Raw genomic sequence first — 24,081 nt, 5'->3', positions numbered from 1 at the left:
TGAGGTCGTTGGTGCGGTTCCGCTGGCGCAGGTCGATCAACTGGCGGAAGTAGGCGGTCAGCGCCCCGAACGCGTCCTGCGAGGACAACGTGATGTCGGGGTCGGCCGAGCCGACGGATGCGTCGGACCAGGCGCGGAACCGCTCCCAGTCCTCGGGCGGCGCTCCGAGCAGGTCGGCGATGATCCGGACCGGGACCTTGGCGACGATCCCCTCCGCGTACTCCAGTTCGACGCCGGGCTTCGCGGAGTCCAGCACGCCGCGCACTATCGCGCGGACGTCGGGCTCCATCGCGTTGATGTGCTTCGGGGTGAAGCCCTTCGAGATCAGCTGGCGCAGTGCCTTGTGCCGCGGCGGATCGGTCGTGATGAGCATCGGGCGCGGGTCCACCGCCCGAGGCTTGCCGTCCGGCATCAGCACGCCCTTCGCCGACGAGAACAGGTGTGGCCGCGCGCCGATGAACTTGACGTCCTCGTAGCGCGTGATGCCCCAGAACCCACCGTTGGCGCTGGTCCAGTGGACCGGGGAGTTGCGGCGCAAGTCCCGGTAGGCCGGTGCGGGGTCGCCGATGTAGAAGTCCGGCAGGTGCAGTGGGTAGTTCGGCTCCACGCTTGGTTCCCTTCCGTGGTGGTGTGCGCGGCGCTGCGCTCCGGCATGGCCGTCAGGAGCACCGCTCGCAGTTCAGATATGAGGCAACGTACACGCAAATTATGATGCCGTCTACACGTAGTTCGAACGCGGTCCGTTGCTGTCGCTGAAGCCGACGGAGCCTTGCGGCAGGCCCTCACGTACACTGTTTAGGAAGCGGGGTACACGTGAATTCGCATCAAGCGGCGCAGCGCGGACCGCGTGCCCCCTCCTCGGCGGTCGGGATGGACAGGAGCGGAGCGGCCCCATGACGCGACAGACACTCGAGACACGGGTCCTCGACGCGATGTCCTTGCTCACGCGGACGACGGAGGACTTCTTCGAGCGGATCGCGGGCAGCATCTCGCCGGGGCTGCGCAGGGGCACCGCCTCGCCGCTGTTCGTGCTGCACCGGGTCGGGCCGCTCCGGGTGTCGCAGCTCGCCGAGGAGCTCGGCCTGGACCGGACGACGGTGACGCGTCACCTCGACGACCTGGAGTCCCGCGGTCTGGTGGACCGGCGGCCCGACGAGCGGGACCGGCGCGCGATGGTGGCGAGCCTGACTCCGACGGCCCAGGGCTTCCTCGACGACATGCGGGTGCGCAACCGGGCGTTGATCCGGCGCATCTGCGCCGACTGGACGCCCGAGGAACGGGCGATGTTCGGGCTGCTGCTGCCGCGCTTCGCCACCGAGGGCGAGAGGGTGTTCGGCAGCGCTCTGCCATCGGGCCCAGGGCGATCCCAGAGCAGCGGCTGACCCGCACCCGCTCATCGGCGGATCAGCCGGATCGGGGACCAGGCCTTTGCCGTGACGTCGCTGGGCCACGGCGCGGGCCGATGCCCACCGCAACCCGCCGACAGCAGGTATGGGAGCGTTCCCAGATCGCGTAGCGTGCTGCTCCACCGACTCGAGGAGGAGTTCGCGTTGCGCAACCGGTTACCCACGCTCGCCCTGATCCTGCTGCTGCCGCTGACGACGACCGCGACCGCCGCCGCGTCGTCACCGGGCCGAGGCCCCGGCACCTGCGCCAAGTCGGCCCTGCTGTTCTGCGAGGACTTCCAGGACCTGCCCACCGGCGGGGCGAGCAGCCTCGACTGGGGCGTGGACACCAAGCACGGCACGCTCACCGTGGAGCGGGAGGGCAGGCGCGGGCAGAAGGTGCTGCGCGTGCACACCGAGGGCAACGGCCGGGCGTTCCTGAAGGTCGACGACTTCGCCCCGCCCGGCAACAGCTTCTACGGCCGGGTGCGGCTGAAGGTCGACGCCTTCCCCGTCGCCCCGGACTGGGCGCACTACACGCTGGTCGAGGCCACCGGGACGGGGCCGGAGATCGTCCGACCGCTGGGCGGCCAGTACGTGCCGACGCTGGACCGGGCGCTGTGGGGCGTCGGCGCCGACGGCGGTCCCACCGGCGACTGGACCAACTGGCGCGAGTCCGCGCCCTCGGTGGCGGGCCGCTGGCTGTGCTTCGAGTGGCGGATGGAGGCCGCCGACAACCGGATCACGGTGTGGTTCGACGGCGTGCCGCAGCCGGACCTGACCGTGTCCACCCGCGAGCACGGGGGCAACGACGTGGACTTCGTCTTCCCCCGGTTCGACACGGTGAAGCTGGGCTGGCAGCTCTACCAGGGCGACCCCACGCCGTCGGGCTACGACGTGCGGATCGACGACATCGCGCTGAGCACCGCCCGCGTGGGCTGCTGACCACTCACCCCCGCACCCCGTACCGCAGGGCCGCCTCGACCACGTCGGCCAGCACCAGTTCGGGGTGCTCGACCCAGTGCTGGATGGCCGCGCGCAGGGACGCCAGGAACGTGGCGGCCAGCACGCGGGCGCGCAGCGCGGCCGCCGGGTCGTCCGCGAGCCTGCGGGCGAGCTCGGCGGCCAGGTCGCGCTCGACCGCGCCGTAGGCGGCCACCTGGTGCGCGAGCAGGCTCGGGTGTCCGCGCAGCAGGTCGCGGTGGGCCAGCCAGACCGGGTCGTAGCCGTCCTCGACCACCTGCAGCGCCGCTCGTGACAACGCGGTGCGCGGGGGCTCCCCCTCGGGGCGTTCCCGGACCAGTCGCAGCAGCCTGCGCAGCCGCTGCTGGTCCCGGTGGAGGATCGCCTCCTCCTTGTTCGCGAAGTAGTTCGAGAACGTGCGGCGGGACACCGACGCGGCGTCCGCGATCGCCTCCACGGTGACCCGCTCCAAGCCGTGCTCCAGCGCCAGCCGCAGCGCCGCCTCGTGCAGCGCCTGGCGCGTGGCCGCCTTCTTGCGCTCGCGCAGCCCCAGCGTCGTCTCCACCGCCCCAGCGTACGCACGCCACTCAACGTGCCCAATAGGCAAATTTGCACAGTGGGCAAGTTCGGTGAATACTTGTATGCGGCAAGCATCGATAGGGAGGTGTCGACGTGGACACCAAGGCGCAGCGCGACGCGTTGCAGGACCGGATCCGCGACCTCATGCGAACCGTCCGCCTGGTCAAGCAGTCGCAGGGCGAGAGCTCACCGGCCCTGCCCCCAGGGCTGATCGGCACGCTGTCCATGATCGACAACTTCACCGGGCACCCGACCGGCTGCCACGCCAAGGAACTGGCCGCGCGGGCCGGGCTCGACCCGTCCACGGTCAGCCGGGCGGTGGGCGCCCTGGTCACCCACGGCCTGGTCGAGCGGCGGGCCGACCCCGGCGACGGACGCGCCAGCATCCTGGCCATCACCCCCGAGGGGCACGCCGCGCTGGCGGCGGCCAGGGGTTGGTACGACGATCTGATGAGCAGGGCGCTCGCCGACTGGCGCACCGACGAGGTGGCCGCGCTGATCTCGATGCTGGCCCGCCTGACCACCGACATCGAAGGGGCCGTCGGCTCCGCTAGCACAATGGAGGCCGCGCCATGAGCGCAGTCAGCACGACCGGCACGGAGCCGATGAGCCATCGGCAGATCATGGAGGCGCTCAGCGGTCTGCTGCTCGTGCTGTTCGTCGCGATGCTCAGCGGCACGGTGGTGTCCACGGCGCTGCCCCAGATCATCGGCGCCCTCAACGGCTCGCAGACGCAGTACACCTGGGTGGTCACCGCAACCCTGCTCACCGCGACCGCCAGCACCCCCATCTGGGGCAAGCTCGCCGACCTGTTCAACAAGAAGACCCTGGTCCAGGTGGCCATCGTGCTCTTCGTGATCGGCTCGGTGATCAGCGGGCTGGCGCAGAGCGCGGGCCAGCTCATCGGCGCCCGCGCCTTCCAGGGCATCGGCGTGGGCGGCCTGCAGGCGCTGGTGCAGGTGGTGATCGCGGCGATGATCCCGCCCCGCGAGCGCGGCCGGTACAACGGCTACCTGGGCGGCGTCATGGCCGTGGCCACCGTCGGCGGACCGCTGCTGGGCGGGCTGATCGTGGACACCTCGTGGCTGGGCTGGCGCTGGTGCTTCTTCGTCGGCGTGCCGGTGGCGGTGCTGGCGCTGGTCGTGCTCCAGGCCACCCTGCACGTGCCCACCATCCGGCGGGAGAACGTCAAGATCGACTACTTGGGCGCGACGCTGATCGCGGCGGGCGTGAGCGTGCTGCTGGTCTGGATCTCCTTCGTGGACGACTCGTTCGCCTGGATCTCCTGGCAGAGCGCGGCCATGGTCGGTGGCGGGCTGCTGCTGCTGGCGCTGGCTGTCTACGTCGAGTCCCGCGCCAGCGAGCCGGTGGTGCCGCTGGCCATCGTCCGGCAGCGCACCACGGCCCTGGCGATCCTGGCCAGCCTGGCGGTCGGCATGGCGATGTTCGGCGGCGCGGTGTTCCTCGGCCAGTACTTCCAGATCGGCCGCGGCTACAGCCCCACCGAGGCGGGCCTGCTGACCATCCCGATGATGGTCGGCGTGCTGGGCTCGTCGATCGTCGCGGGCCGGATGATCACGCGCAGCGGCAGGGTCAAGCCCTACATCGTCACCGGCTCGGTCGTGCTGGTGGCCGGGTTCGCCGCGCTGGGCGTGATCGACCACGAGACCTCGCTGGTGTTCCTGGGCGGGGCCATGCTGCTGGTCGGCATCGGCGTCGGCATGACCATGCAGAACCTGGTGCTGGCGGTGCAGAACACGGTGTCGCTGCGCGACATCGGCGCGGCCAGCTCCACGGTGGCGTTCTTCCGCTCGCTGGGCGGCACCATCGGCGTGTCGGTGCTGGGCGCGGTGCTGGCCCGGCGGGTGGGCGACCAGATCACCCGCGACCTGACCGCGGCGGGCTTCCCCGCGGCCTCCAGCAGCGGCAGCAGCAACCTCAACATCACCGCGCTGCCCGAGGCCGTGCAGCACATCGTGCGCGCCGCCTACGGCGACGCCACCGGCCACATCTTCCTGATCTCGGCGGGCATCGCGGTGGTCGGCGTGATCGCGGCGCTGCTGCTCAAGCCCATCACGCTGCGCAACAGCGTCGACCTGCCCAGCGAGCCCGCCCGATGAGAACAGGTCGGTTCGGCATGATCGCGCCGGGGTACTCGGCCCCCTGATGGGCGCCACGGTCGGAGTGGAGGAGGAGTTCCTCCTCGTGGACGCGGGCACGCGGCGGACGACGCCGCGTGCCCGCGCTGTGCTGTCACGGGTGCGCGGCCGGGCGCTGCCGCCCGGCGGGCAGGCGCACGGCGAGATGCTGACCTCGCAGCTGGAGTTCGCCAGCGGCGTGTGCGGCGACCTCGCCGAGCTGCGCGAGCAGTTGACCGCGGGCCGCGCCGCGCTGGCCGAGGCCGCCGCGGCGGAGGGCGCGCGGCTGGTGTCCTCGGGCACCCCGGTGCTCGGCGGGGCCGCGCCGATCAGCCCCGGCGAGCGGTTCGACCTGATCACCGACCTGTACCGGGAGCAGGTGACCGACTACCAGTGCTGCGGGTGCCACGTGCACGTGGGCGTGCCCGACCGCGACACCGCCGTCGCGGTCGTCAACCACCTGCGGCCGTGGCTGCCGACGCTGCTGGCGCTGTCGGTGAACTCGCCGTTCGAGCACGGCCGGGACACCGGTTACGGCAGCTGGCGGATGATGCACCAGGCCCGCTTCCCCGGCTCCGGGGTCACCCCCCGGTTCACCTCCGCCGCCGACCACGACGAGCGGGTGGCCAGGCTGGTCGACTGCGGTGTGCTGGCCGACGCGAGCATGACGTTCTGGCTGGCCAGGCCCTCGCCCCGGTACCCGACCGTCGAGGTGCGCGCGGCGGACGCGGCGGCCACCGTCGACGAGGCGGTGCTGCAGGCCGGGCTGACCAGGGCACTGGTGGAGACCGCGCTGGCCGACCTGGCCGAGGGCAGGGAGGCCGGGGACTTCGACGAGCAGGTGCTGGCCGCGGCGGTGTGGTCGGCGGCCCGCTACGGCCTGGACGGGCCCGCGGTGGACCCGTGGCGGGGCGTGCGGGTGCCCGCCACCGACCTGGTGCGGGCGCTGCTGGACCACGTGGCTCCGGTGCTGGACCCCGCGCTGCGGGCGCCGGCCCTGGTCGGCGGCGAGGGCGCGCGGCGGCAGCGCCGGGCGGCGGCGGCGGACGGCCCGGCGGCGGCGGTGGACGCGCTGGCCGCGGCGTTCCTGGGCGCGGACGTGATCACACCGACCGGGCGTGCACATCGGGGGACGAGCGGGTAATCCCCGCTCATGACCAACACGGCCGTGCTCCCGTCACCTCGCGGACCGCTGTCCGCGGCTGTCGTCGAAGCCCTGCGGGCCGATCCCCCGCCGCCCGTCCTGCCCCTGGACGACGCCCGCCGCGCCGACCCCTACGGCGAGGACCTCCAGCTCGCCCTGCACGTCTGCTACGAGCTGCACTACCGGGGCTTCACCGGTGTTTCCCCCCGGTGGGAGTGGGAGCCTGAGCTGATCCGGTTCCGCGCGGTGCTGGAGGAGGTCTTCCTCGCCGCCCTGCGCGCCGACCTGCCCGAGGGGCCCACGCTGACCGAGGTGCTCGACGAGCTGCTGGTCGAACCGATCGGCGGCAACGGCGTCAGCCACTTCCTGCGCGACGAGGGCCAGTGGTGGCACATGCGCGAGTACCTGGTGCACCGGTCGATCTACCACCACAAGGAGGCCGACCCGCACGCCTGGGTGATCCCGCGCCTGCAGGGCCGGGCCAAGGCGTCGCTGGTGGCGGTGGAGTTCGACGAGTTCGGCGGCGGGCGCGGGGACCGGATGCACTCGCACCTGTACGCCAAGCTGCTCGCCGGGGCCGGGCTGGACGACGGCTACCTGGCCTACCTGGAGCACGTGCCCGCGCCGATGCTGGCGAACGTGAACATGATGTCGCTGTTCGGGCTGCACCGGGACCTGCGCGGCGCGCTGGTCGGGCACTTCGCGGCGGCCGAGATCACCACCGCGCCCAGCGCCAAGCGGATGGCCGACGCGCTGCGCAGGCTGGACGCCCACCCCGACTGCGTGGAGTTCTTCACCGAGCACATCGAGGCCGACGCGGTGCACGAGCAGGTGATGCGCCGCGACGTCATCGGCGACCTGCTGGAGCGCGAGCCGGAGCTGACCGGCTCGGTGGTCTTCGGCGTGCGCGCCACCGAGCTGCTGGAGCAGCACCTGGCCGACCACCTGCTGGGGTCGTGGAAGAACGACGCGACCTCGCTGCGCGAACCGCTGCCGTGAAACGACGGGAGCGGGCCGTCCACGGGGCGGCCCGCTCCCACAACCGGGTGTCAGTCGTCCAGGCGGACGCGCTTGCGGTGGCTGGTGTCGCACAGCGGGTACCGCTTGCTCCGCTTGCACCCGCAGACCGCCACCAGGAACCGGTCCGAGCACACCCGCGTGCCGTCCTCGAGCACCATGTCGACCGGTCCCTCCACCAGGATCGGCCCCTCCGGCACGACGGTCACCCGTCGCGCGTCACGCCGCCGCGTCGGCTCGGTCGGCACGGATCACCACCAACTCCTCGTGCCGCTGGCCGGGGGCGATCAGCCCCCTGTCCTCCAGCCACCGCGCCCGCCCGCGCATCACCGGCCCGAAGGGGACCGTCCGCCGGGCCACCACCGATGCCTTCAGCCCGCCGCCGCGCAGCTGGTGCAGCGTGGCCTCCTCGCCGCACAGGCCGGAGTGCACGATGAGCCCGATCCCGCGCTCCGCCAGCAGCAGCGGCATCACCGCGCACAGCCGGTCCAGCACCGCCCGGCCGCGCTCGCCCGCGTCCCACGCCCGCGCGGGGCCGCGGTCGGGCACGTCCTGGCTGGGCACGTAGGGCGGGTTGGCGGTGACGACGTCGAACCGCCGCTCCCCCACCAGGTCGCCGAAGTCCCCGTGCCGGGCCCGCACCCGCACCCGGTGGGCGCGGCCGTTGGCCCACGCGGCGAACACCGCCCGCCTGCACCTGTCCACCGCGGTCACCTCGCCCGCGCCCGCGCGTGCCGCGGCCACCGCCAGCGCACCGGTTCCGGTGCACACGTCCAGCACGTGCGCCCCCGGACGGATTCCCGCATATGCCATCGCCTCGGCCAGCAGCCTGGTGTCGTCCTGCGGGGGGTACACACCGGGCGGTCTCAGCAGCCACATGGGACACAAGTTCCCTGAATCGGGGCCCGCAAACGGCGGTGGGAGCAGCGCTGCCCGCCGAACCGGCGTGTCGCGGACATTCGCCCGGCCGGGTGGCTGCCGTCGTGCGGTCCCCCGTTCGGGCACCTAACATGCCGCTCCGGCGACGTCGGCAGGCGGCGACGCTGTCCCGCTCCGACCGCCGGTGGTGCTGCTGCCGACCGCCCGCACGGGCGTGGGTCAGACCGGGGTGCCGAGCGCGGCGTCCACGGTCGGGCTCAGGTGCAGCTGCTCGTCCAGGCCGGTGATCCGCAGCGGCCTGAGCACCTCGCGGTGCTGGGCGACCACCCGCAGCTGCGCGCCCAGCAGCTCGGCCTGCACGTGGGCGAGCACGAGCTCGTTCAACCCCGCGGAGCCGAAGAACTCGACGCCGGACAGGTCGACCACGACGGGCGATGGCGGGCCGACCTCGGCGAGCGCGCGCAGCAGCTCGCGGTGGAAGAGCCCCGCTGTCGCCTGGTCGACTTCACCTTCGGCGCTGACCACCACCGCGGTGCCGCTGGTCTCCCGGCGCACTCGCAGCACTTCTTCGAACTCAGACACGGCCACGCCTCCTCACCGAGTGTGGAAGGCAGCGGCTACCAGGCTGAACCTGCTGCGATCCCGATGTTAGTCCCCCGTGGGGCGAACGCAAGCGGCAACCCCCGAACGCCTGTCCATCGGGGAAGCGGGTTGGTCCGTTCGGCGCTACCAATCGAGACGAGACAGCGCTGCGAGCGAATGCGGGATTGACGCCCGCGGCGCACTGCTGTTGTCTCCTGTTCAGTTGTGTCTGAACGTGGAGGTTCAGCGTGCGGGTTCTGCGCGGTTTCGCGGCGATGTTGTTGATTGCGACTGGTTCGCTCAGCGGCGCGGGACCCGCGTCCGCAGCCGGAGCGCCCACCGACCTCTACTCCTACCTGGAGAACCCCGCCCTCGTCGGCGAGGGCCAGGAACCGCACCACGCCCACCTGCGCCCCTACCGGGAGGTCGAGCAGGCGGTGCGTCGCGAGGAGCGCACGCCCTACACCCGGTCGCTGGACGGGCGGTGGCGCATCGCCATGGCCGACCGGCCGGAGGAGGTGCCCGCGGGGTTCCACGCCGACGGCTACGACACCTCCGGCTGGCGCGAGGTGTCGGTGCCGCACACCTGGCAGACCGACGGGCTGGACCACCCGATCTTCCGCAACATCGCCACCGAGATCCAGCCGGACGACCCGCCCAGGGTCCCCCGCGACATCAACCCGACCGGCGCCTACACCCGCGACTTCGACCTGCCCGACGACTGGCGCGACCGCCGGACCTTCCTCCGCTTCGAGGGCGTGACCTCGGCCTACCTCGTCTGGGTCAACGGCCGCTACGTCGGCTACGACCAGGGCGGCTACACCCCGGCCGAGTTCGACATCTCCGCCGCGCTGCGCCCCGGCCGCAACCGCGTCGCCGTGCAGGTGCACCGCTGGAGCGCGGGCGCCTACCTGGAGGACGTGGACCAGTGGCGCTACTCGGGCATCTTCCGCTCGGTCGGCCTGTTCTCCACGCCCGCCACCTACGTGCAGGACGTGACCCTGCGAACCGACCTCGACGCCACCTACACCGACGCCACGCTGTCCGCGCGGGTGGAACTCGGCCACAAGGACGGCGGGAGCACCGGAGCGCACCGCGTCACCGCGAGCCTGCGCGACGCGCGGGGCCGCCAGGTCGGCTCGGCGAGCCGGGACGTGGACGTGACCGGTCCGACCGCCGTGGACCTCTCGCTGCCGGTGCGCGATCCCGCCAAGTGGACCGACGAGACGCCCAACCTCTACACGGTCGTGCTCACCCTCTCCGGCCCCGACGGCCGCACCACGCACGTCACCAGCGAGACGGTCGGCTTCCGGGAGATCGAGATCCGCGACCGGCAACTGCTGGTCAACGGCAAGAAGGTGCTGTTCAAGGGCGTCAACCGGGCCGAGACCGACCCCGATCACGGCAGGCACGTGCCGCGCGCGGCCCAGGAGCGCGACGTGGCGCTGATGGAGCAGCTCAACGTCAACGCCGTGCGCACCGCGCACTACCCGTCCGACCCGTACTTCTACGAGCTGGCCGACAAGCACGGCCTGTGGATCGACGACGAGGTCGACATCGAGACCCACAACCACGAGGACTGCTCGCGCTGGTGCCAGGCCGACCAGCCCGAGTGGCGCGACGCCTTCCTGGACCGGCTGGTCGGCATGGTGGAACGGGACAAGAACCACCCGAGCGTGTTCATGTGGGACACCGGCAACGAGGCGGGCCTGGGCGCGCACCACTACGCGATGGCCGAGTGGCTGGACGCCAACGAGCCCACCCGGCCGATCTACCACCAGTCCAACAACCCCGACGGCGACGCGCCGTTCGCCGACGTGTGGGGGCCGCGCTACCCGTCGCCGGAGAAGTTCGCGGGCCAGGCGCAGTCCACCACCAAGCCGCTGATCTTCGGCGAGTACGCCCACGCCATGGGCAACAGCCTGGGCAACTTCCGGGAGTTCTGGGACATCACCCGCGCCAACCACGCCACCCAGGGCGGCTTCATCTGGGACTGGGCCGAGCAGAGCATCCGCCAGGACGTGCGGATCGTGCCCGACAGCTCCGGCAACGACATCTCCGCCCACCTGACGGGCGCGCCCGAACTGGTCGAGGGGCACCGCGGCAAGGCGCTGTTCATGTCCGGGTTGGACGACTTCGTGGAGGTCTACCGCGACCGCAGGCTGGACATCACCGGCACGCGGCTGACCCTGGACGCCTGGGTCAAGCCCGCGCGGTGGAGCGGCGAGTTCCGCATCGTCGGCAAGGGCGACCACCAGTACGCGCTGAAGATGAAGACCGAGAACACCTTGGAGTTCTTCATCCACAGCGGCACGTGGCGGTACGTGCAGGCCCCGGTGCCCGCGGACTTCTACGGCAACTGGCACCGGGTCAGCGGCACCTACGACGGCACGGCGCTGCGGCTCTACATCGACGGCGTGGAGGTCGGCAGCACGCCGTTCAGCGGGCCGATCGACCCCTCGTCTGCGGAGGTCAACATCGGCCGCGACTTCGAGACCTCCTGGAACGACCCGAGCAACGTCGGCCGCATGGCCCACGGCGCCGTGGACGACGTGCGCATCTACGACCGGCCGCTGAGCGCGCAGGAGCTGCGGGCGGCCGAGCCGGTGGGCGGCGCGGTGCTGGCGCTGGACTTCGACCGGATCGACAAGCGCGGCACGCACCTGTCCTACGGTTCCGGCATGTCCGGCGTGGACGGCCTGGTGGGCGCGGAGCGCGACGCGCAGCCGGAGACCGCGCAGATGGCCTGGGCGCACCAGCCGCTGCGGTTCGGCTACGCCGACGGCGTGCTGTCGGTGCACAACGAGCGGCAGTTCACCGGCACGGAGGACCTGAACCTGCGCTGGCGGGTGACCGAGGGATCGCGCACGGTGGTCGAGGGCGAGCAGCCGCTGCGGGTGGCCGCCGCCTCGACCGGCACCATCCGACTGCCGGTCGCGGGCTCGGACCGCGAGCGCTTCCTGACCGTGGAGGCGGTGACCCGGTCCGGGCAGCCGCTGCTGCGCGCCGGGCACGTGCTGGCCCACGACCAGTTCTCGCTGGGCGGCACGCGGGTGCCGGGCCTGGACCGCACTCCCCCGGCGCGACGGGTGACCACCCACGAGGACGCCGACAAGGTCACCGCCACCGCGGGCGAGGTCCGCTACACCGTGGACAAGCGCACCGGGGCGCTGTCCTCGATCGTGGTGCGCGGCCGGGAACTGCTGGCGGGCGGGCCGAAGCTGGACGTGTGGCGCGCGCCGATCAGCAACGAGACCTGGGCGTGGGGCCGCGCCGAGGGCGAGGACTGGCGCAGGGCGGGCCTGGACCGGTTGGCCACGGCGGTCACCGGCGTGCGGGTGGAGCCGGGGCCGAAGGTGGTCGTGGACAGCCGGGTCGCCGCGCCGGACGTGAGCGGCGCGTGGTTCGACCAGACCATGACCTACGAGGTGGACGGCACCGGCACGCTGCGCCTTGGCCACAAGGTCACCCCGCAGGGCGCCGCGCGCACGCTGCCGTACCTGCCGCGGGTGGGCGTCTCGCTGGCCGTGCCGGACCGCTACGACCGGTTCGCCTGGTACGGCCGCAAGGCGGAGAGCTACGTCGACCGCAAGGACGGCACGCCGATCGGCGTGCACTCCAGCACGGTGGACGAGCAGTACGTCGAGTACCACCGCCCCCAGGACCACGGCAACCACACCGACACCCGCTGGGCGCTGCTCACCGACGGCCGCACCGGCGGCCTGCTGGTGGCGGGCGCGAAGGACGTGTCCGTGACGCCGTACGACGACCTGGACCGGGCGGCGTACCCGTTCCAGCTGCAGCGCAACGACGGGTGGTTCACCCTGCACGCGAGCCACGCCGCGACCGGCGTCGGCGACACGCCCAACCCGGTGCGCGAGCGCAGCCAGGTGCGGCCGGACACCACCTACGAGTACGCGCTCGCGCTGCGGCCGCTGACCGCGCAGGAGGCCCGCGCGGGCCTGCCCGCAGGGGGGTGAACAGCAGGGGGTGACCGGTCAGCCCAGGTCCCAGGACGCGCTGTCGGTGACGGTGACGCCCCGCGAGGGGAACAGCACGTCCACCAGGAAGTCGTGCACCGCCGGGTCGGCGTCGGCGCAGCAGTCGCGCAGCACGGTGATCCGGTAGTCGCGGTCGGCGGCGTCGAACAGCGTCGCGGTGACCATCGCCCCGGTGGCCACCCCGGTGAGCACCAGCGAGTCGATCCCCCTGGCGCGCAGCACGAGGTCCAGGTCGGTGCCCGCGAAGGCGCTGGCGCGGCGCTTGAGCACGACCACGTCGTCAGGCCCGACCTCCAGCGCGGGGTCGACCTCCGTGCCGGGCGAGCCCTCCAGGAACGACGGGTCCTGGAACAGGGCGGTGATCACCGGGTTGCCCTCGGCGACGTCCGCGCCGTTGAGCCGCCAGGCGATGCGCACGAACACGACCAGCACGCCCGCGGCGCGGGCGCGCGGCAGCAGTGCCGCGATCGGGCCCACGACGGTCCTGGCGAACGGGTAGCCCTCGGTGATGCCGCGCTGAACGTCCCCGACGATCAGCGCCGTGCCGGTCCCGCGCGAGTTCTCCGTCACCACCGGGAATCTAGCCACGCCGGGTGCGGTTCGCGCAGGTGCGGGCGATCTTCGCCCGATCGGTGCAGCGCCCGCGCCCGCCGCGCGGCGCCGCCGCTCCGGACGCGCGATCATGGACGCACTCGGCGGAGGGACTTCTCGACATGCGCTTGGACCTCAGCGGCAGGACCGCACTGGTCACCGGATCGACCGGGGGCATCGGCCAGGCCATCGCGGCCGGGCTGGCCCGCGCGGGCGCCCGCGTCGCGGTCAACGGTCGTGGCGCGGACTCGGTGGGCGGCGCCGTCGCGCGGCTGCGCGAGGAGGTCGCGGGGGCCGAGTTCGTGGCGGCGCCGGGCGACGTGTCCAGCGAGGAGGGCGCGGCGGCCGTGCTGGCCGCGCTGCCCGAGGTGGACGTGCTGGTCAACAACGTGGGCATCTTCGGCGCGCGACCGCCGCTGGAGATCACCGACGACGAGTGGCGGCGCTACTTCGAGGTCAACGTGCTGGCCGCGGTCCGGCTCACCCGCGCCTACCTGCCGGGGATGCGCGAGCGCGGCTGGGGGCGCGTGCAGTACATCGCCAGCGACTCGGCCGTGGTGATCCCGGCGGAGATGATCCACTACGGCATGTCGAAGACCGCGCTGCTGGCGGTGTCGCGCGGGTTCGCCAAGGAGGCCGCCGGCAGCGGGGTGACGGTCAACAGCGTCATCGCGGGCCCCACGCACACCGGCGGCGTGGAGGACTTCGTCTACCAGCTGGTGGACCGGGACCTGCCCTGGGACCGGGCGCAGCGGGAGTTCATGCGGCTGCACCGGCCGCAGTCGCTGCTCCAGCGGCTGATCGAGCCCGAGGAGATCGCCAACCTGGTGGTGTACCTGGCTTCTCCGCTGGCCTCGGCGACCACCGGCGCGGCGGTCCGGGTCGACGGCGGCTACGTGGACTCGATCCTGCCCTGACGGCCGCCCGCTACGGCGTGGCGGTGGTGGACGAGCCGGAGCACCAGCGGGTCACCAGCTCGTTGCGGAACTTCCCGGCCGCGTCGAACTCCTCCAGCAGGTCGGCGAAGCGGGACCACTGGTAGCGGGCGCGCAGCTGCTCCGGCGCGAGGGCGAACAGCTTGCCCCAGTGCGGGCGGGGTGACCAGGGCGCGAGCGCCTGTTCGACCAGCCGCAGCACCTCCAGCACCGCGTCGGTGTCCTGGCGCCAGGTGAAGTGGAAGGCGACGGCGGGTCGCCCGTGCACCGGGCTGAGCCACTGCTCGTCGGCGTCCACGGTGCGGATCTCCGAGGTCAGCAGCACCGGGGCGAACCGCTCGCCCAGCTCCGCCAGGGCGCGCAGCGCGTCGGCGGCGTGCTCGCGCGCCACGAAGTACTCCGACTGCAGCTCCTCCCCCACGCTCGGGGTGAAGTCGGCGCGGAAGTGCGGCAGGCGCTCGTGCCACGGGCCGGGCTCGCCCAGCTGCGGGGTGCAGTGCAGCGCGGGCTGGCCCGGCACCGGGTGCCGGGGCCCGTCGGCGGGGCGGCCGCCGAACGCGGCCAGGTCCGCGGGCTCGTCGTCGAGCCGCCGCTTGACCCACACCTCGGCGGTGCCGCGGTAGAGGGTGAAGGCGCTGACGCTGTAGGCGGTGGCGAAGATGTCCTGGACGTGCTCCACCAGGGAGTCCCACGGCAGGTCGTGGACGCGCTGCTCGACGTCGAAGTCCGGCTGGACGGCCACCTCCAGCGCCACCACGGCGCCCAGCGCGCCCAGCGACACCACCGCGCCCTCGAAGCCGGGCTCGCCCCGGCGCAGCGTGCGCAGCGAGCCGTCGGCGGTGACCAGGTCGACCGAGCGCACCATGTCGGCGAACGAGCCGACCAGGTTGCCCGAGCCGTGGGTGGCGGTGGTGCACGCGCCCGCGAGGGTGATGTGCGGCAGCGACGGCATGGTCGGCAGGGCGAGGCCGCGGGAGTGCAGCAGCTCGGCCAGGCGTGCCAGCTTCATCCCGGCCCCCACGCGCGCGGTGTCCGCGCCCGGCTCGAAGACCTCCGGCAGGCCCTCCAGGCTGATCAGGGTGCCGGTGGTGTCGGCGATCCGGTTGAACGAGTGGCCGGTGCCGACCACTCGCGCGGTGCTCGCCTCCGCGACGACCCGCTGGACCTCCTCGACCGACGCGGGAGCCAGCACCCGTTCGGCGGAGAAGGCGAAGTTGCCCGCCCAGTTCGTGCGCACCGTCACGCGACCTCCCGCGTCCTGGGTGGTTCCACGACCGGATCGGCCACCCGAGAATGAGCTTTTCTCACGAAATGTTCTCAGTGCGTCGCGCGAGCGCGGGAGCGGGGCTCCGGCGGACGGGCGGGAAGATCCGCTCGACGGCGGGCTGGGCACCTCGACAGCGCCCGCCGGTTGCGCTCATCGTCGCCCTCGCGTGCGCCGGATGCGGCACCCGCCCTAGGAGCACCGGACCAACGCCGAGGTTTCACCGTCTACTCTGCGGGTATCCCGCGCACTTAAACGAGTTTCAGTGGAGGAGCTGCACGCGTGCGGATCGTGGAACGCCCCAACGAGTGGGTGGAGGTCGTGCTGCACGGCGACCGACCGCCGCTGGCGCGCATGAGGCAGTGGACCTCGGGGCTGTTGGCCGACGTCGCGGAGGACCGGCTCACCGATGTGCTGCTGGTGGCCAACGCGCTGCTCAGCAACGCCTTCCGGCACGCCGACTCGCCACGCCGGTACCGGGTGCTGCGCCCCCGCGCGAGCGGGGTGGTCCGGATCGAGGTGGAGGACAGCAGTCCGGGACGGCTGCCGGTGCTGGGCCGCTTCGGCAGCGTGCTGCACCCCGAGGGCCGCGGGCTGCTGCTGGTCAACCGCCTGGCCGCACTGTGGGGCGTGGTGCCGCAGGCCACCCGCAAGACGGTCTGGGCCGAGGTCACCACCTGAAGCGGTTCCGGTTCCCCGCCGAACCCGTCACGTTGACACGTCGCGTGAGCGTGACCGACCATCGGCCACCGAGACAACAGCATCCGCGCACGGCGGGGGAAGCCGGTCGAAATCCGGCGCTGGCCCGCAACGGTGGGGCGTCCGAGGCGGACGCCGAGCCCGAACACCCGGCGTGCGCGGTTTCGCTCTGACACCGTCGAGGAGAGCGGGTCGGAGCCCGAGGACGCCGCCACCGCGACGTCCGGGTTCCGCTCGGCGCCTCGCCCCGGAAAGGCGCCACCGTGCTGAACCGCAAGATCGCCACGAGCACCGCCGCGGTCGCCCTGCTGCTGACCTGGTCGGCGGGCCTGACCCCGGCGCACGCCGCCCCCTCCTCCCCCGCCCCGACCGCGGCCGGGTGGCTGGCCAGGCAACTGGTGGACGGCGAGCGCCTGGAGACGGTGGTGGACCAGGTTCCCTACCCCGACCAGGGCGCGACGGCCGACGCCGTGCTGGCGTTCGCCGCCGCGGGCGTGGCGCAGGACAACGCGACCAAGGCCACCGACTGGCTGGCGCGGCCTCAGACGCTGGCGGCCTACCTCGGTGACGGGACCACCGAGTCCTACGCGGGCGCGCACGCCAAGCTCGCGCTGGTCGCGCAGGTGCAGGGGCGCGACCCGCGGTCCTTCGGCGGGGTCGACCTGATCTCCCGGCTGACCGCGCTGCAGGCCCCTTCGGGCCGGTTCAGCGACAAGTCGGCCTACGGCGACTACAGCAACGGCATCACGCAGTCGCTGGCGGTGATCGCGCTGGAGCGGCACGGCACCGCCCCGGAGGCCGCCGTCGACTACCTGGTGGACGCCGCCTGCCAGGACGGCGGCTTCCCGCTGTACCTGGAGCAGACGCCCTGCGCCTCAGACGCGGACACCACCGGCTACGCGGCGCAGGCACTGCTGGCCTCGGGCAGGCAGGCCGAGGCGGCCAGGGCCCTGGAGTGGCTGGAAGGGGTTCAGGGGCCCGGCGGCGGGTTCCGCGGCAGCGGTCCGACGCCGCAGGAGAACGCCAACAGCACCGGGCTGGCCGCGCAGGCGCTGCGCGTGGGCGGGCGCACGGCGGCGGCGGACAAGGCGGTGGCGTTCCTCAAGAGCTTGCAGGTCGGCTGCGGTGACGCGGCCCGCGCGGGCGCCATCGCCTACGACGCCACCGGTTTCGACCAGGGCAACGCCACGCGCGCGACCACCCAGGGCATCACCGGCATCGTCGGCGTGGGCCTGTTGGAGCTGTCCGCGCACGGCGAGGCGACCGCGCCCGCATCGGACTGCCCGATCACGACCACCACCACGACCACGACCACCACGGCTGTCCCCGCCACCACGACGACCGCCGGCACGTCCACGTCCTCGGAACCCGCCGCTGCCGCGCCGGTGACCAGCAACGGCACCCGCCAGTTGGCGCGCACCGGCTTCGAGCCGGGTCCGGCGCTGGCCCTGGGAGTGCTGTTGATCGCCACGGGCGTCCTGGCGCTGCTGCTGGCCCGCCCGCGCCGCGCGGAGCGGTGATGCGGCGCTTGCTGGCGGTGCTGGCGACCGGTGTCGTCGTGGCCGGGCTGATCAGCGCCACGGCGGTGGGCACGGCCCAGGCGGCGGAGTGCGCGGGCGTGACCGTGGTGGTCGACCGGGGGCCGCTGGGTGGTGGCGTGCGGACCGGCTGCGCACCCGGCGACCCGGCCAGCGGGCTGGCCGCGCTGGCGGCGGCCGGGTTCGGCTACACCTTCGCCTCGCGGCAGCCGGGCTACGTGTGCCGCATCGACGGGCAGCCCGCCGCCGACCCGTGCGTCACCCCCTCCCCCACCACGGCCTACTGGTCGTACTGGCACGGGCAGCCCGGCGCGGGCTGGACCTACAGCAGCGGTGGCGCGGGCGGGCACGACCCGGCGCCGGGCTCGGTCGAGGGCTGGGCGTTCGGCGCGGCCCAGCCGCCCGGCATCGCGCCCCCCGCGCCCGCGCCGAAGCCCACCACCACGCGGGCCGGGGCCGCCGAGCCGCCCGCGCCCGAGCCGCCGCGTCCCGGCGTGCCGCAGCCCGCGACGCCCACAACGACGACCGGCCGCGGCGGCACCGAGGACACCCCCCGGAGCGAACCAGGGGGCGAAACCAGCGGCGACACCCTCAGCAGCGCCCCGGAAAGCACCCCGAGCAGCGCGGTGAGCACCCCGTCGTCCACCTCCCCGGCACCGGGCGGAGCACCGTCGTCGACCGCCGTTCCCGCGCCGGTCGCGACAACCTCCGAGGACCGGTCGAACGGGCTGGGCTGGCTCGCGGGCCTGGTCGTGATCGCCGTGCTGGCCTGCCTCGGCGCGTGGACCGCGCGCAGGCGCAGGGCCGAGCCGTGACCCGTGCGCTGCACCCCGGCGCGTGGTGGCTGTGGGCGCTCGGGCTGGCCGTGGTCGCCGCCCGGACCACCAACCCGCTGCTGCTCGGCCTGGTCCTGGCCGTGGCGGGGTACGTCGCGGTGGCGTGCGCGCAGGACACCCCGTGGGCGTCGTCCTACGGCGTCTTCCTGAAGTTCGGGCTGGTGGTGATCGCCCTGCGCGTGGTGTTCCACGTGCTGCTCGGCGGTGTCCAGGGACCGACCGTGCTGTTCACGCTGCCCCAGCTGCCGCTGTGGCCACCCGCCCTGCGGCTGGGCGGCCCGGTGAGCGCGGAAGGACTGGTGTTCGCGCTGGTGCAGGGCCTGCAGCTGGCGACGCTGCTGGGGTGCGTCGGCGCGGTGAACGCGGTGGCCAACCCCAAGCGGCTGCTGCGGTCGCTGCCCGCCGCGCTCTACGAGGTCAGCGTGGCCGTGGTGGTGGCGCTGACCGTCGCCCCGCAGCTGGCGGCCAGCGCCCGCTCGGTGCGGCGGGCCCGGCGGCTGCGCGGTGACGCGATCCGCGGTCGGGGTGCGGTCCGCACGCTGCTGGTGCCGGTGCTGGAGGGCGCGTTCGAGCGGTCGCTGAGCCTGGCCGCGGCCATGGACTCGCGCGGCTACGGCCGCAACGCGGGTCTGTCGCGGCGGGCGCGGCTGCTCACCGCGGTGTTGGTGCTGGGCGGTGTGATCGGCCTGTGCGTGGGGGTGTACGCGCTGCTGGACGGCAGTTCGGCGGGGGTTCCGGTGCTGCTGGTGGGCGTGCTGCTGGCGGTGGCGGGCCTGGTCGCGGGCTCCCGGCGGGTGCGCCGCAGCCGGTACCGGCCGGACCGCTGGCGGGCGCGGGAACTGCTGGTGGCCGCTTCCGGCGCGGTGGCGGCGATGTGCGCGGTGCTGTCGGGAGGGCCGGACATGGTGGTGCAGACCTCGCCGCTGTCCGCGCCGCACCTGCCCGCGCTGCCCGCCGTCGGCGTGCTCGTCGGGCTCCTCCCCTCCCTCGTCGCGGCCCACCGGAGGAGCGCGTGATCCGGTTCGAGCACGTCACCGTCACCTACCCCGACGCAACCCGGCCCGCCTTGGCCGACTTGGACCTGGTCGTGCCCGAGGGCGAGCTGTGCCTGGTGGTCGGCCGCACCGGTTCGGGCAAGTCGACCCTGCTGCGGGCGGTCAACGGCCTGGTCCCGCACTTCACCGGCGGGCGTCTGGAGGGCCGCGTCCTGGTCGACGGCCGCGACACCCGCGACCACCCGCCGCGCGAGCTGGCCGACGTGGTGGGCCTGGTGGCGCAGGACCCGCAGGCCGGGTTCGTGACCGACTCCGTGGAGGAGGAGCTGGCTTACTCGATGGAGTCGCTGGGACTGCCCGACCCGGTGATGCGCAAGCGCGTCGAGGAGACGCTGGACCTGCTGGGGCTGGTCGAGGTCCGCGACCGCGCGCTCGCGACGCTGTCCGGCGGGCAGCAGCAGCGGGTGGCGATCGGGGCGGCGCTGACCGCGCACCCGCGCGTGCTGGTGCTCGACGAGCCGACCTCCGCCCTGGACCCCGGCGCGGCCGAGGACGTGCTCGCCGCGCTGCACCGCCTGGTGCACGACCTGGGCATGACCGTCCTGATCGCCGAGCACCGGCTGGAGCGCGTGGCCCAGTACGCCGACCGGGTCGTGTGGCTGCCCGGCGGCGCGCGGGCGGCCGTGGCGGGTGATCCGGGCGCGGTGCTGGCCGAGGCGCCCGTGGCCCCGCCGGTGGTGCGGCTGGCGCGGCTGGCCGGGTGGCAGCCCGTCCCGGTGTCCGTCCGGGACGCTCGGCGGCTGGCGGGTCCGCTGCGCGACGAGCTGCCCGCTCCCCCGGCCGCCGCACCGCGACCGACCGGCGACCTGCTGCGGGCTCGTGGCGTGCGGGTGTCCTACTCCGGCGTGGAGGCGGTGCGCGGGGTCGACCTCGCGGTGGCGGGCGGCGAGCTGGTGGCGCTGATGGGCCGCAACGGGTCGGGCAAGTCCAGCCTGCTGTGGGCGGTGCAGGGCAGCGGACGCCGGTCCGGTGGTTCGGTGCGGCTCGACGGGGTGGACCCGGCCGACCTCAAGCCGGCGGTGCGGCGGCGTTCGGTCGGGCTGGTGCCGCAGCAGCCCGACGACCTGCTGTACCTGCACACCGTGGCCGGGGAGTGCGCGCAGGCCGACCGCGAGTCCGACCGGTCCGCCGGGACCTGCCGGGCGATCCTGGAGCGCATCGCGCCCGGCATCGCCGACGACGCGCACCCGAGGGACCTGTCCGAGGGGCAGCGCCTGGCGCTGGTGCTGGCGATCTCGCTGACGCCCGAGCCGCGCGCGCTGCTGCTGGACGAGCCCACCCGCGGCCTGGACTACCCCGCCAAGACACGGCTGGCGGAAGCGCTGCGGGAGCTGGCCCGCGCCGGTCACGCGGTGGTGCTGGCCACGCACGACGTGGAGTTCGCCGCGGAGTGCGCGACCCGCGTGGTGGTGCTGGCCGGGGGCGAGGTGGTCGCCGACGGCCCGACCGCCGAGGTGGTCACCGCCTCGCCGATCTTCTCCCCGCAGGTGGCCAAGGTGCTCGCGCCGCGGCCGTGGCTCACCGTGGACGACGTCCGCACCGCGATGGCGGCCCGGTGAGGCCCCGCGTGGTGTTCGTGCTGGTGTTCGCGGCGCTGATCAGCGTGGCGGCGTTCGGGTGGCCGCTGATCGTCGCGCCGGAGGCGGGCCTGGCCCAAGGGGTGGACGCGCCGTGGCTGTTCGCCCTGCTGCTGCCGCTGGTGGTGGCTGTCGTGCTGGCCGAGCTGAGCTCCGGCGGCATCGACGCCAAGGCGGTGGCGGTGCTGGGCGTGCTCTCCGCGCTGGGCGCGGCGCTGCGCCCGCTCGGCGCGGGCACCGGCGGCGTGGAGACGGTGTTCTTCCTGCTCGTGCTGGGCGGGCGGGTGTTCGGCCCCGGTTTCGGCTTCGTCCTGGGCAACACCGCGCTGTTCGCTTCGGCGCTGCTGACCGGCGGCGTCGGCCCGTGGCTGCCCTACCAGATGCTCGGCGCGGCGTGGGTGGCGCTGGGCGCGGGCCTGCTGCCCCGGTGGCGCGGCGGGGCGGAACTGGCCCTGCTGGCGGTCTACGGCGCCGCGGCGGCCCTGGTCTACGGCCTGCTGCTGAACCTGTCGTTCTGGCCGTTCGCCCTGGGCACCGGCAGCGCGCTGTCGTTCCAGCCCGGCGCCCCGCTCGCGGAGAACCTGTCCCGCCTGGTGGTGTTCAGCCTGGCCACCTCGCTGGCCTGGGACGTCGGCCGGGCGGTCACCACCGCGGTGCTGGTGCTGGCCACCGGCCCGGTGCTGCTGCGCACCCTGCGCCGCGCCGCCCGCCGCGCGGTGTTCGACAGGGGCCCGGTCAGCCCCGGCGGATCGGGATGATCCGACCCCTGGCCATCAGCTCGACCGGCATCCGGCTCTCCACGCGAACAGCGTCCAGGGGCGTTTCGCTCGCGTTGACGCCGATCCTGAGGCCGTCGTAGTCGCGGTTGGGGCCCGCGCTCACCGCCGCCGGGCAGGTCCGCAGGACGCGGGCCGCCTCGGCGGTCAACTCGTCCAGCGCGTACGGCGTGGTGCGCAACTCGACCACGACGCCCCCGTCCGCCTCCGCGCGGGCGCGTTCGGCCGCCTCCGGCGGAACCTCCCGGTGCCAGTACAGCCACACCGCCGAGGTGGCGACGTCCATCCGCGCCCCCACGAAACCGGCCGACCGGCCGCGCACGCGCTCGATCACCGCGCTCAACCGGCCCTGCCGCCGCCAGTCGGGACTCATCCCCCGGCTTCCTCGGGGACGTCGGCGGGGAAGTCGGCGCTGACCGTGAGGTCGCGCCAGGCGTCGAAGGCGGTCCGCAGCGAGTCGAGCCTGGCCTCGGCCACCCCCAGCGCCGCCCCGCCCAGCAGCAGCCGCAGCGGCGGCTCGTCGGCACCGACCGCGGTGATGATCGCCTCCGCCGCCCGCGCCGGGTCGCCCGGCTGGCTGCCGTAGGTGGCCAGGGTGGCCGCGCGACGCGCCCCCGCCGTGCCCTCGTAGTCGTCGATGCGGGTGGCGGACTGCCGCATCGACGGACCCGACCAGTTGGTGCGGAACGCGCCGGGTTCGACGATGGTGACCCGGATGCCCAGCGGTGCCACCTCGGCGGCCAAGGACTCGGACAGCCCCTCGACGGCGAACTTGGTGGCGTGGTAGTAGCCGGTGGCGCCGAAGGCCACCAGGCCGCCGAGCGAGGAGATGTTCACGACGTGCCCGCAGCGGCGGGCGCGCATCCCCGGCAGCACCGCCTTGGTGGTGTCCACCAGGCCGAAGAAGTTGGCGTCGAACAGCGCCCGCACCTGCTCGTCCTCGCCCTCCTCGACGGCGGCCAGGTAGCCGTACCCGGCGTTGTTGACCAGCACGTCGATCCGGCCGAAGGCGTCCTCGGCGCGCCGCACGGCCCCGTCGACCCGAGTCGCGTCGGTGACGTCCAGGGGCAGCGCCAGCGCCCGGTCGCCGTGCGCGGCGACGAGGTCTTCGACCGCACGCGGATCGCGGGCGGTCACCGCGGCGCGCCAACCCCGGTCGAGCACGGCGGTGGCCAGCGCCCGGCCGAGGCCGGTGGAGCAGCCGGTGATGAACCACACGGGAGAAGTCACGGGAGAAGTCACGGGGGCCTTTCAGCGGTCGTCGGCGCGGGAGGCGGCGAGGCTGCCCAGCAGCCGCAGCGACTCCGCTGACGCGCTGCCCGGCTCGGCCTGGTAGATCACCAACTGCTGACCGGGCGCGCCGTTGACGGCCAGGGACTCGTACTCCAATGTCAGCTCCCCGACCAGGGGGTGCCGGAACCGCTTGGTCTCGTGGGTCTTCTGCCGGATGTCGTGCCGGGCCCACAGCTTGCGGAACACCTCGCTCTTGACCGACAGCTCGCCGACCACCTCGACCAGCTGGGGGTCGTCCTGGTCGGCGCCCGCCGCGGCCCGCAGCGCGGCGACCACGTTGACGGCCACCCGGTCCCAGTCCGGGTAGAACTCCCGCGCGTCCGGGTCGAGGAACACCAGGCGCACGAGGTCGGCGCTGTAGCGGTGGCCGCTGAACAGCGCCTCGCCCAGCGCGTTGTGCGCCAGCACGGTCAGGCACCGCCCCAGCACCACGGCCGGGTTGTCCGGCCAGCCGTCCATCATGCGCAGCAGGGTCGGGCTCACCCGCTCCCGCCGGGGCGCGGGGCGCCGCTTGGCGGGAGTGGGGCGGGCCAGCGCGTGGAGGTGCCCGATCGCCTCGTGCTCCAGACCGAGCGCGCCTGCCAGCGCGTCGAGCACCTGGGCCGAGGGGTGCCGTTCGCGGCCCTGCTCAAGGCGCACGTAGTAGTCGGTGCTCACGCCCGCCAGGACGGCGACCTCCTCGCGGCGCAGGCCCGCCACCCGCCGCCTGCCCTGCACCGGCAGGCCCGAGTCCTCCGGGCGGACCTGTTCCCGCCGGGCCCGCAGGAACTGGCCGAGTGCGTTGCGGCTGCTCATGCCCCCGAGGTTAGGACAGCTCGCGGCGTCGTGG

General features: G+C 73.8%; 24 protein-coding genes and 1 riboswitch. Of the genes, 14 read left to right on the top strand and 10 right to left on the bottom strand.

Annotated elements, in window-relative coordinates:
• On the bottom strand, positions 1-607 hold a 607-nt coding region (locus IEZ00_RS37450; protein WP_506347079.1), incomplete at its 3' end, for a cytochrome P450 family protein.
• Positions 608-932: 325 nt separating this feature from the next.
• Here IEZ00_RS37450 and IEZ00_RS32535 point away from each other — a divergent pair.
• Positions 933-1,382, top strand: a complete 450-nt coding sequence (locus IEZ00_RS32535) for a MarR family winged helix-turn-helix transcriptional regulator (RefSeq protein WP_189227211.1) — start codon at positions 933-935, stop codon at positions 1,380-1,382.
• Between the two features lie 168 nt (positions 1,383-1,550).
• On the top strand, positions 1,551-2,330 hold the full coding sequence (locus IEZ00_RS32530) for a hypothetical protein (protein WP_189227210.1): 780 nt from the start codon (positions 1,551-1,553) through the stop codon (positions 2,328-2,330).
• A gap of 4 nt (positions 2,331-2,334) precedes the next feature.
• On the opposite strand, the gene IEZ00_RS32525 is transcribed toward IEZ00_RS32530, so the two are convergent.
• Positions 2,335-2,913, bottom strand: a complete 579-nt coding sequence (locus IEZ00_RS32525) for a TetR/AcrR family transcriptional regulator (RefSeq protein WP_189227209.1) — start codon at positions 2,911-2,913, stop codon at positions 2,335-2,337.
• Between the two features lie 107 nt (positions 2,914-3,020).
• On the opposite strand from IEZ00_RS32525, the gene IEZ00_RS32520 reads away from it, so the two are divergent.
• The 4 genes from IEZ00_RS32520 to IEZ00_RS32505 are packed head-to-tail and all read left to right on the top strand — an operon-like array spanning position 3,021 to position 7,208.
• Positions 3,021-3,503, top strand: coding sequence for a MarR family winged helix-turn-helix transcriptional regulator (locus IEZ00_RS32520; RefSeq protein WP_229796323.1), 483 nt, complete (start codon positions 3,021-3,023; stop codon positions 3,501-3,503).
• A complete protein-coding gene (locus IEZ00_RS32515; protein WP_189227208.1) occupies positions 3,500-5,047 on the top strand; it encodes an MDR family MFS transporter in 1,548 nt (515 codons plus the stop codon). Before IEZ00_RS32520 ends, IEZ00_RS32515 begins: the two co-directional genes overlap by 4 nt.
• A gap of 46 nt (positions 5,048-5,093) precedes the next feature.
• Complete coding sequence (locus tag IEZ00_RS32510) at positions 5,094-6,209, top strand: carboxylate-amine ligase (RefSeq protein ID WP_189227207.1); 1,116 nt, start codon at positions 5,094-5,096, stop codon at positions 6,207-6,209.
• 9 nt (positions 6,210-6,218) lie between these two features.
• Positions 6,219-7,208: an iron-containing redox enzyme family protein gene (locus IEZ00_RS32505; protein ID WP_189227206.1), complete on the top strand. Its 990-nt coding sequence runs from the start codon at positions 6,219-6,221 to the stop codon at positions 7,206-7,208.
• A gap of 50 nt (positions 7,209-7,258) precedes the next feature.
• Here the strand turns inward: IEZ00_RS32505 and IEZ00_RS32500 are convergent, their stop codons facing one another.
• The 3 genes from IEZ00_RS32500 to IEZ00_RS32490 form a co-directional block, all read right to left on the bottom strand.
• On the bottom strand, positions 7,259-7,474 hold the full coding sequence (locus tag IEZ00_RS32500) for a CDGSH iron-sulfur domain-containing protein (RefSeq protein ID WP_209619679.1): 216 nt from the start codon (positions 7,472-7,474) through the stop codon (positions 7,259-7,261).
• Entirely contained in the window at positions 7,446-8,105 is a 660-nt protein-coding gene (locus IEZ00_RS32495; protein WP_189227204.1) for a HemK2/MTQ2 family protein methyltransferase, read from the bottom strand. The genes IEZ00_RS32500 and IEZ00_RS32495 overlap by 29 nt, the downstream gene beginning before the upstream one ends.
• A 219-nt stretch (positions 8,106-8,324) precedes the next feature.
• Positions 8,325-8,687 carry an anti-sigma factor antagonist gene (locus tag IEZ00_RS32490; protein ID WP_229796322.1) on the bottom strand — a complete coding sequence of 121 codons (363 nt, stop codon included), beginning with the start codon at positions 8,685-8,687 and terminating at the stop codon, positions 8,325-8,327.
• 275 nt (positions 8,688-8,962) lie between these two features.
• Here IEZ00_RS32490 and IEZ00_RS32485 point away from each other — a divergent pair, with 275 nt between their 5' ends.
• The gene (locus IEZ00_RS32485; protein ID WP_189227203.1) at positions 8,963-12,667 is read left to right on the top strand and encodes a glycoside hydrolase family 2 TIM barrel-domain containing protein; all 3,705 of its coding nucleotides are present in this window, start codon (positions 8,963-8,965) and stop codon (positions 12,665-12,667) included.
• Between the two features lie 18 nt (positions 12,668-12,685).
• Here IEZ00_RS32485 and IEZ00_RS32480 read toward each other — a convergent pair whose 3' ends face one another.
• Positions 12,686-13,258, bottom strand: a complete 573-nt coding sequence (locus IEZ00_RS32480) for a cysteine hydrolase family protein (RefSeq protein WP_229796321.1) — start codon at positions 13,256-13,258, stop codon at positions 12,686-12,688.
• A 143-nt stretch (positions 13,259-13,401) separates the two neighbouring features.
• Between IEZ00_RS32480 and IEZ00_RS32475 the strand changes: the two genes are divergently transcribed.
• Positions 13,402-14,196, top strand: a complete 795-nt coding sequence (locus IEZ00_RS32475) for an SDR family NAD(P)-dependent oxidoreductase (RefSeq protein ID WP_189227201.1) — start codon at positions 13,402-13,404, stop codon at positions 14,194-14,196.
• A gap of 10 nt (positions 14,197-14,206) precedes the next feature.
• Here IEZ00_RS32475 and IEZ00_RS32470 read toward each other — a convergent pair whose 3' ends face one another.
• Positions 14,207-15,457 carry an FAD-binding protein gene (locus IEZ00_RS32470; RefSeq protein WP_189227200.1) on the bottom strand — a complete coding sequence of 417 codons (1,251 nt, stop codon included), beginning with the start codon at positions 15,455-15,457 and terminating at the stop codon, positions 14,207-14,209.
• 303 nt (positions 15,458-15,760) lie between these two features.
• Between IEZ00_RS32470 and IEZ00_RS32465 the strand changes: the two genes are divergently transcribed.
• The 6 genes from IEZ00_RS32465 to IEZ00_RS32440 all read left to right on the top strand — a co-directional run bounded on the left by IEZ00_RS32465 (position 15,761) and on the right by IEZ00_RS32440 (position 21,941).
• On the top strand, positions 15,761-16,159 hold the full coding sequence (locus tag IEZ00_RS32465; protein WP_189227199.1) for an ATP-binding protein: 399 nt from the start codon (positions 15,761-15,763) through the stop codon (positions 16,157-16,159).
• Positions 16,160-16,232: 73 nt separating this feature from the next.
• Positions 16,233-16,348, top strand: a riboswitch (cobalamin riboswitch).
• Positions 16,349-16,440: 92 nt separating this feature from the next.
• Entirely contained in the window at positions 16,441-17,697 is a 1,257-nt protein-coding gene (locus tag IEZ00_RS32460) for a peptidase (RefSeq protein WP_189227198.1), read from the top strand.
• The gene (locus IEZ00_RS32455; protein WP_189227197.1) at positions 17,697-18,530 is read left to right on the top strand and encodes a hypothetical protein; all 834 of its coding nucleotides are present in this window, start codon (positions 17,697-17,699) and stop codon (positions 18,528-18,530) included. The genes IEZ00_RS32460 and IEZ00_RS32455 overlap by 1 nt, the downstream gene beginning before the upstream one ends.
• Positions 18,527-19,567 (top strand): CbiQ family ECF transporter T component, encoded by a 1,041-nt coding sequence (locus tag IEZ00_RS32450; protein WP_189227196.1) that lies wholly within the window; start codon positions 18,527-18,529, stop codon positions 19,565-19,567. The genes IEZ00_RS32455 and IEZ00_RS32450 overlap by 4 nt, the downstream gene beginning before the upstream one ends.
• Positions 19,564-21,165, top strand: coding sequence for an ABC transporter ATP-binding protein (locus IEZ00_RS32445; RefSeq protein ID WP_189227195.1), 1,602 nt, complete (start codon positions 19,564-19,566; stop codon positions 21,163-21,165). Before IEZ00_RS32450 ends, IEZ00_RS32445 begins: the two co-directional genes overlap by 4 nt.
• A complete protein-coding gene (locus IEZ00_RS32440; protein WP_189227194.1) occupies positions 21,162-21,941 on the top strand; it encodes an ECF transporter S component in 780 nt (259 codons plus the stop codon). Before IEZ00_RS32445 ends, IEZ00_RS32440 begins: the two co-directional genes overlap by 4 nt.
• Here the strand turns inward: IEZ00_RS32440 and IEZ00_RS32435 are convergent.
• Genes IEZ00_RS32435 through IEZ00_RS32425 form a run of 3 tightly spaced genes read right to left on the bottom strand, consistent with a single transcriptional unit; the run spans position 21,919 to position 24,047 of the window.
• Entirely contained in the window at positions 21,919-22,332 is a 414-nt protein-coding gene (locus tag IEZ00_RS32435; RefSeq protein WP_189227193.1) for a hypothetical protein, read from the bottom strand. The genes IEZ00_RS32440 and IEZ00_RS32435 overlap by 23 nt on opposite strands.
• A complete protein-coding gene (locus IEZ00_RS32430) occupies positions 22,329-23,189 on the bottom strand; it encodes an oxidoreductase (RefSeq protein WP_229796320.1) in 861 nt (286 codons plus the stop codon). Before IEZ00_RS32430 ends, IEZ00_RS32435 begins: the two co-directional genes overlap by 4 nt.
• 21 nt (positions 23,190-23,210) lie before the next feature.
• Entirely contained in the window at positions 23,211-24,047 is an 837-nt protein-coding gene (locus IEZ00_RS32425) for a helix-turn-helix transcriptional regulator (protein WP_189227191.1), read from the bottom strand.
• Positions 24,048-24,081 lie beyond the last annotated feature (34 nt).

Source organism: Saccharothrix coeruleofusca (assembly GCF_014648515.1).
Taxonomy (GTDB): domain Bacteria; phylum Actinomycetota; class Actinomycetes; order Mycobacteriales; family Pseudonocardiaceae; genus Actinosynnema; species Actinosynnema coeruleofuscum.
The sequence above is the reverse complement of the archived record's forward strand: the minus strand, read 5'-3'. Positions and strand labels throughout refer to the sequence as shown.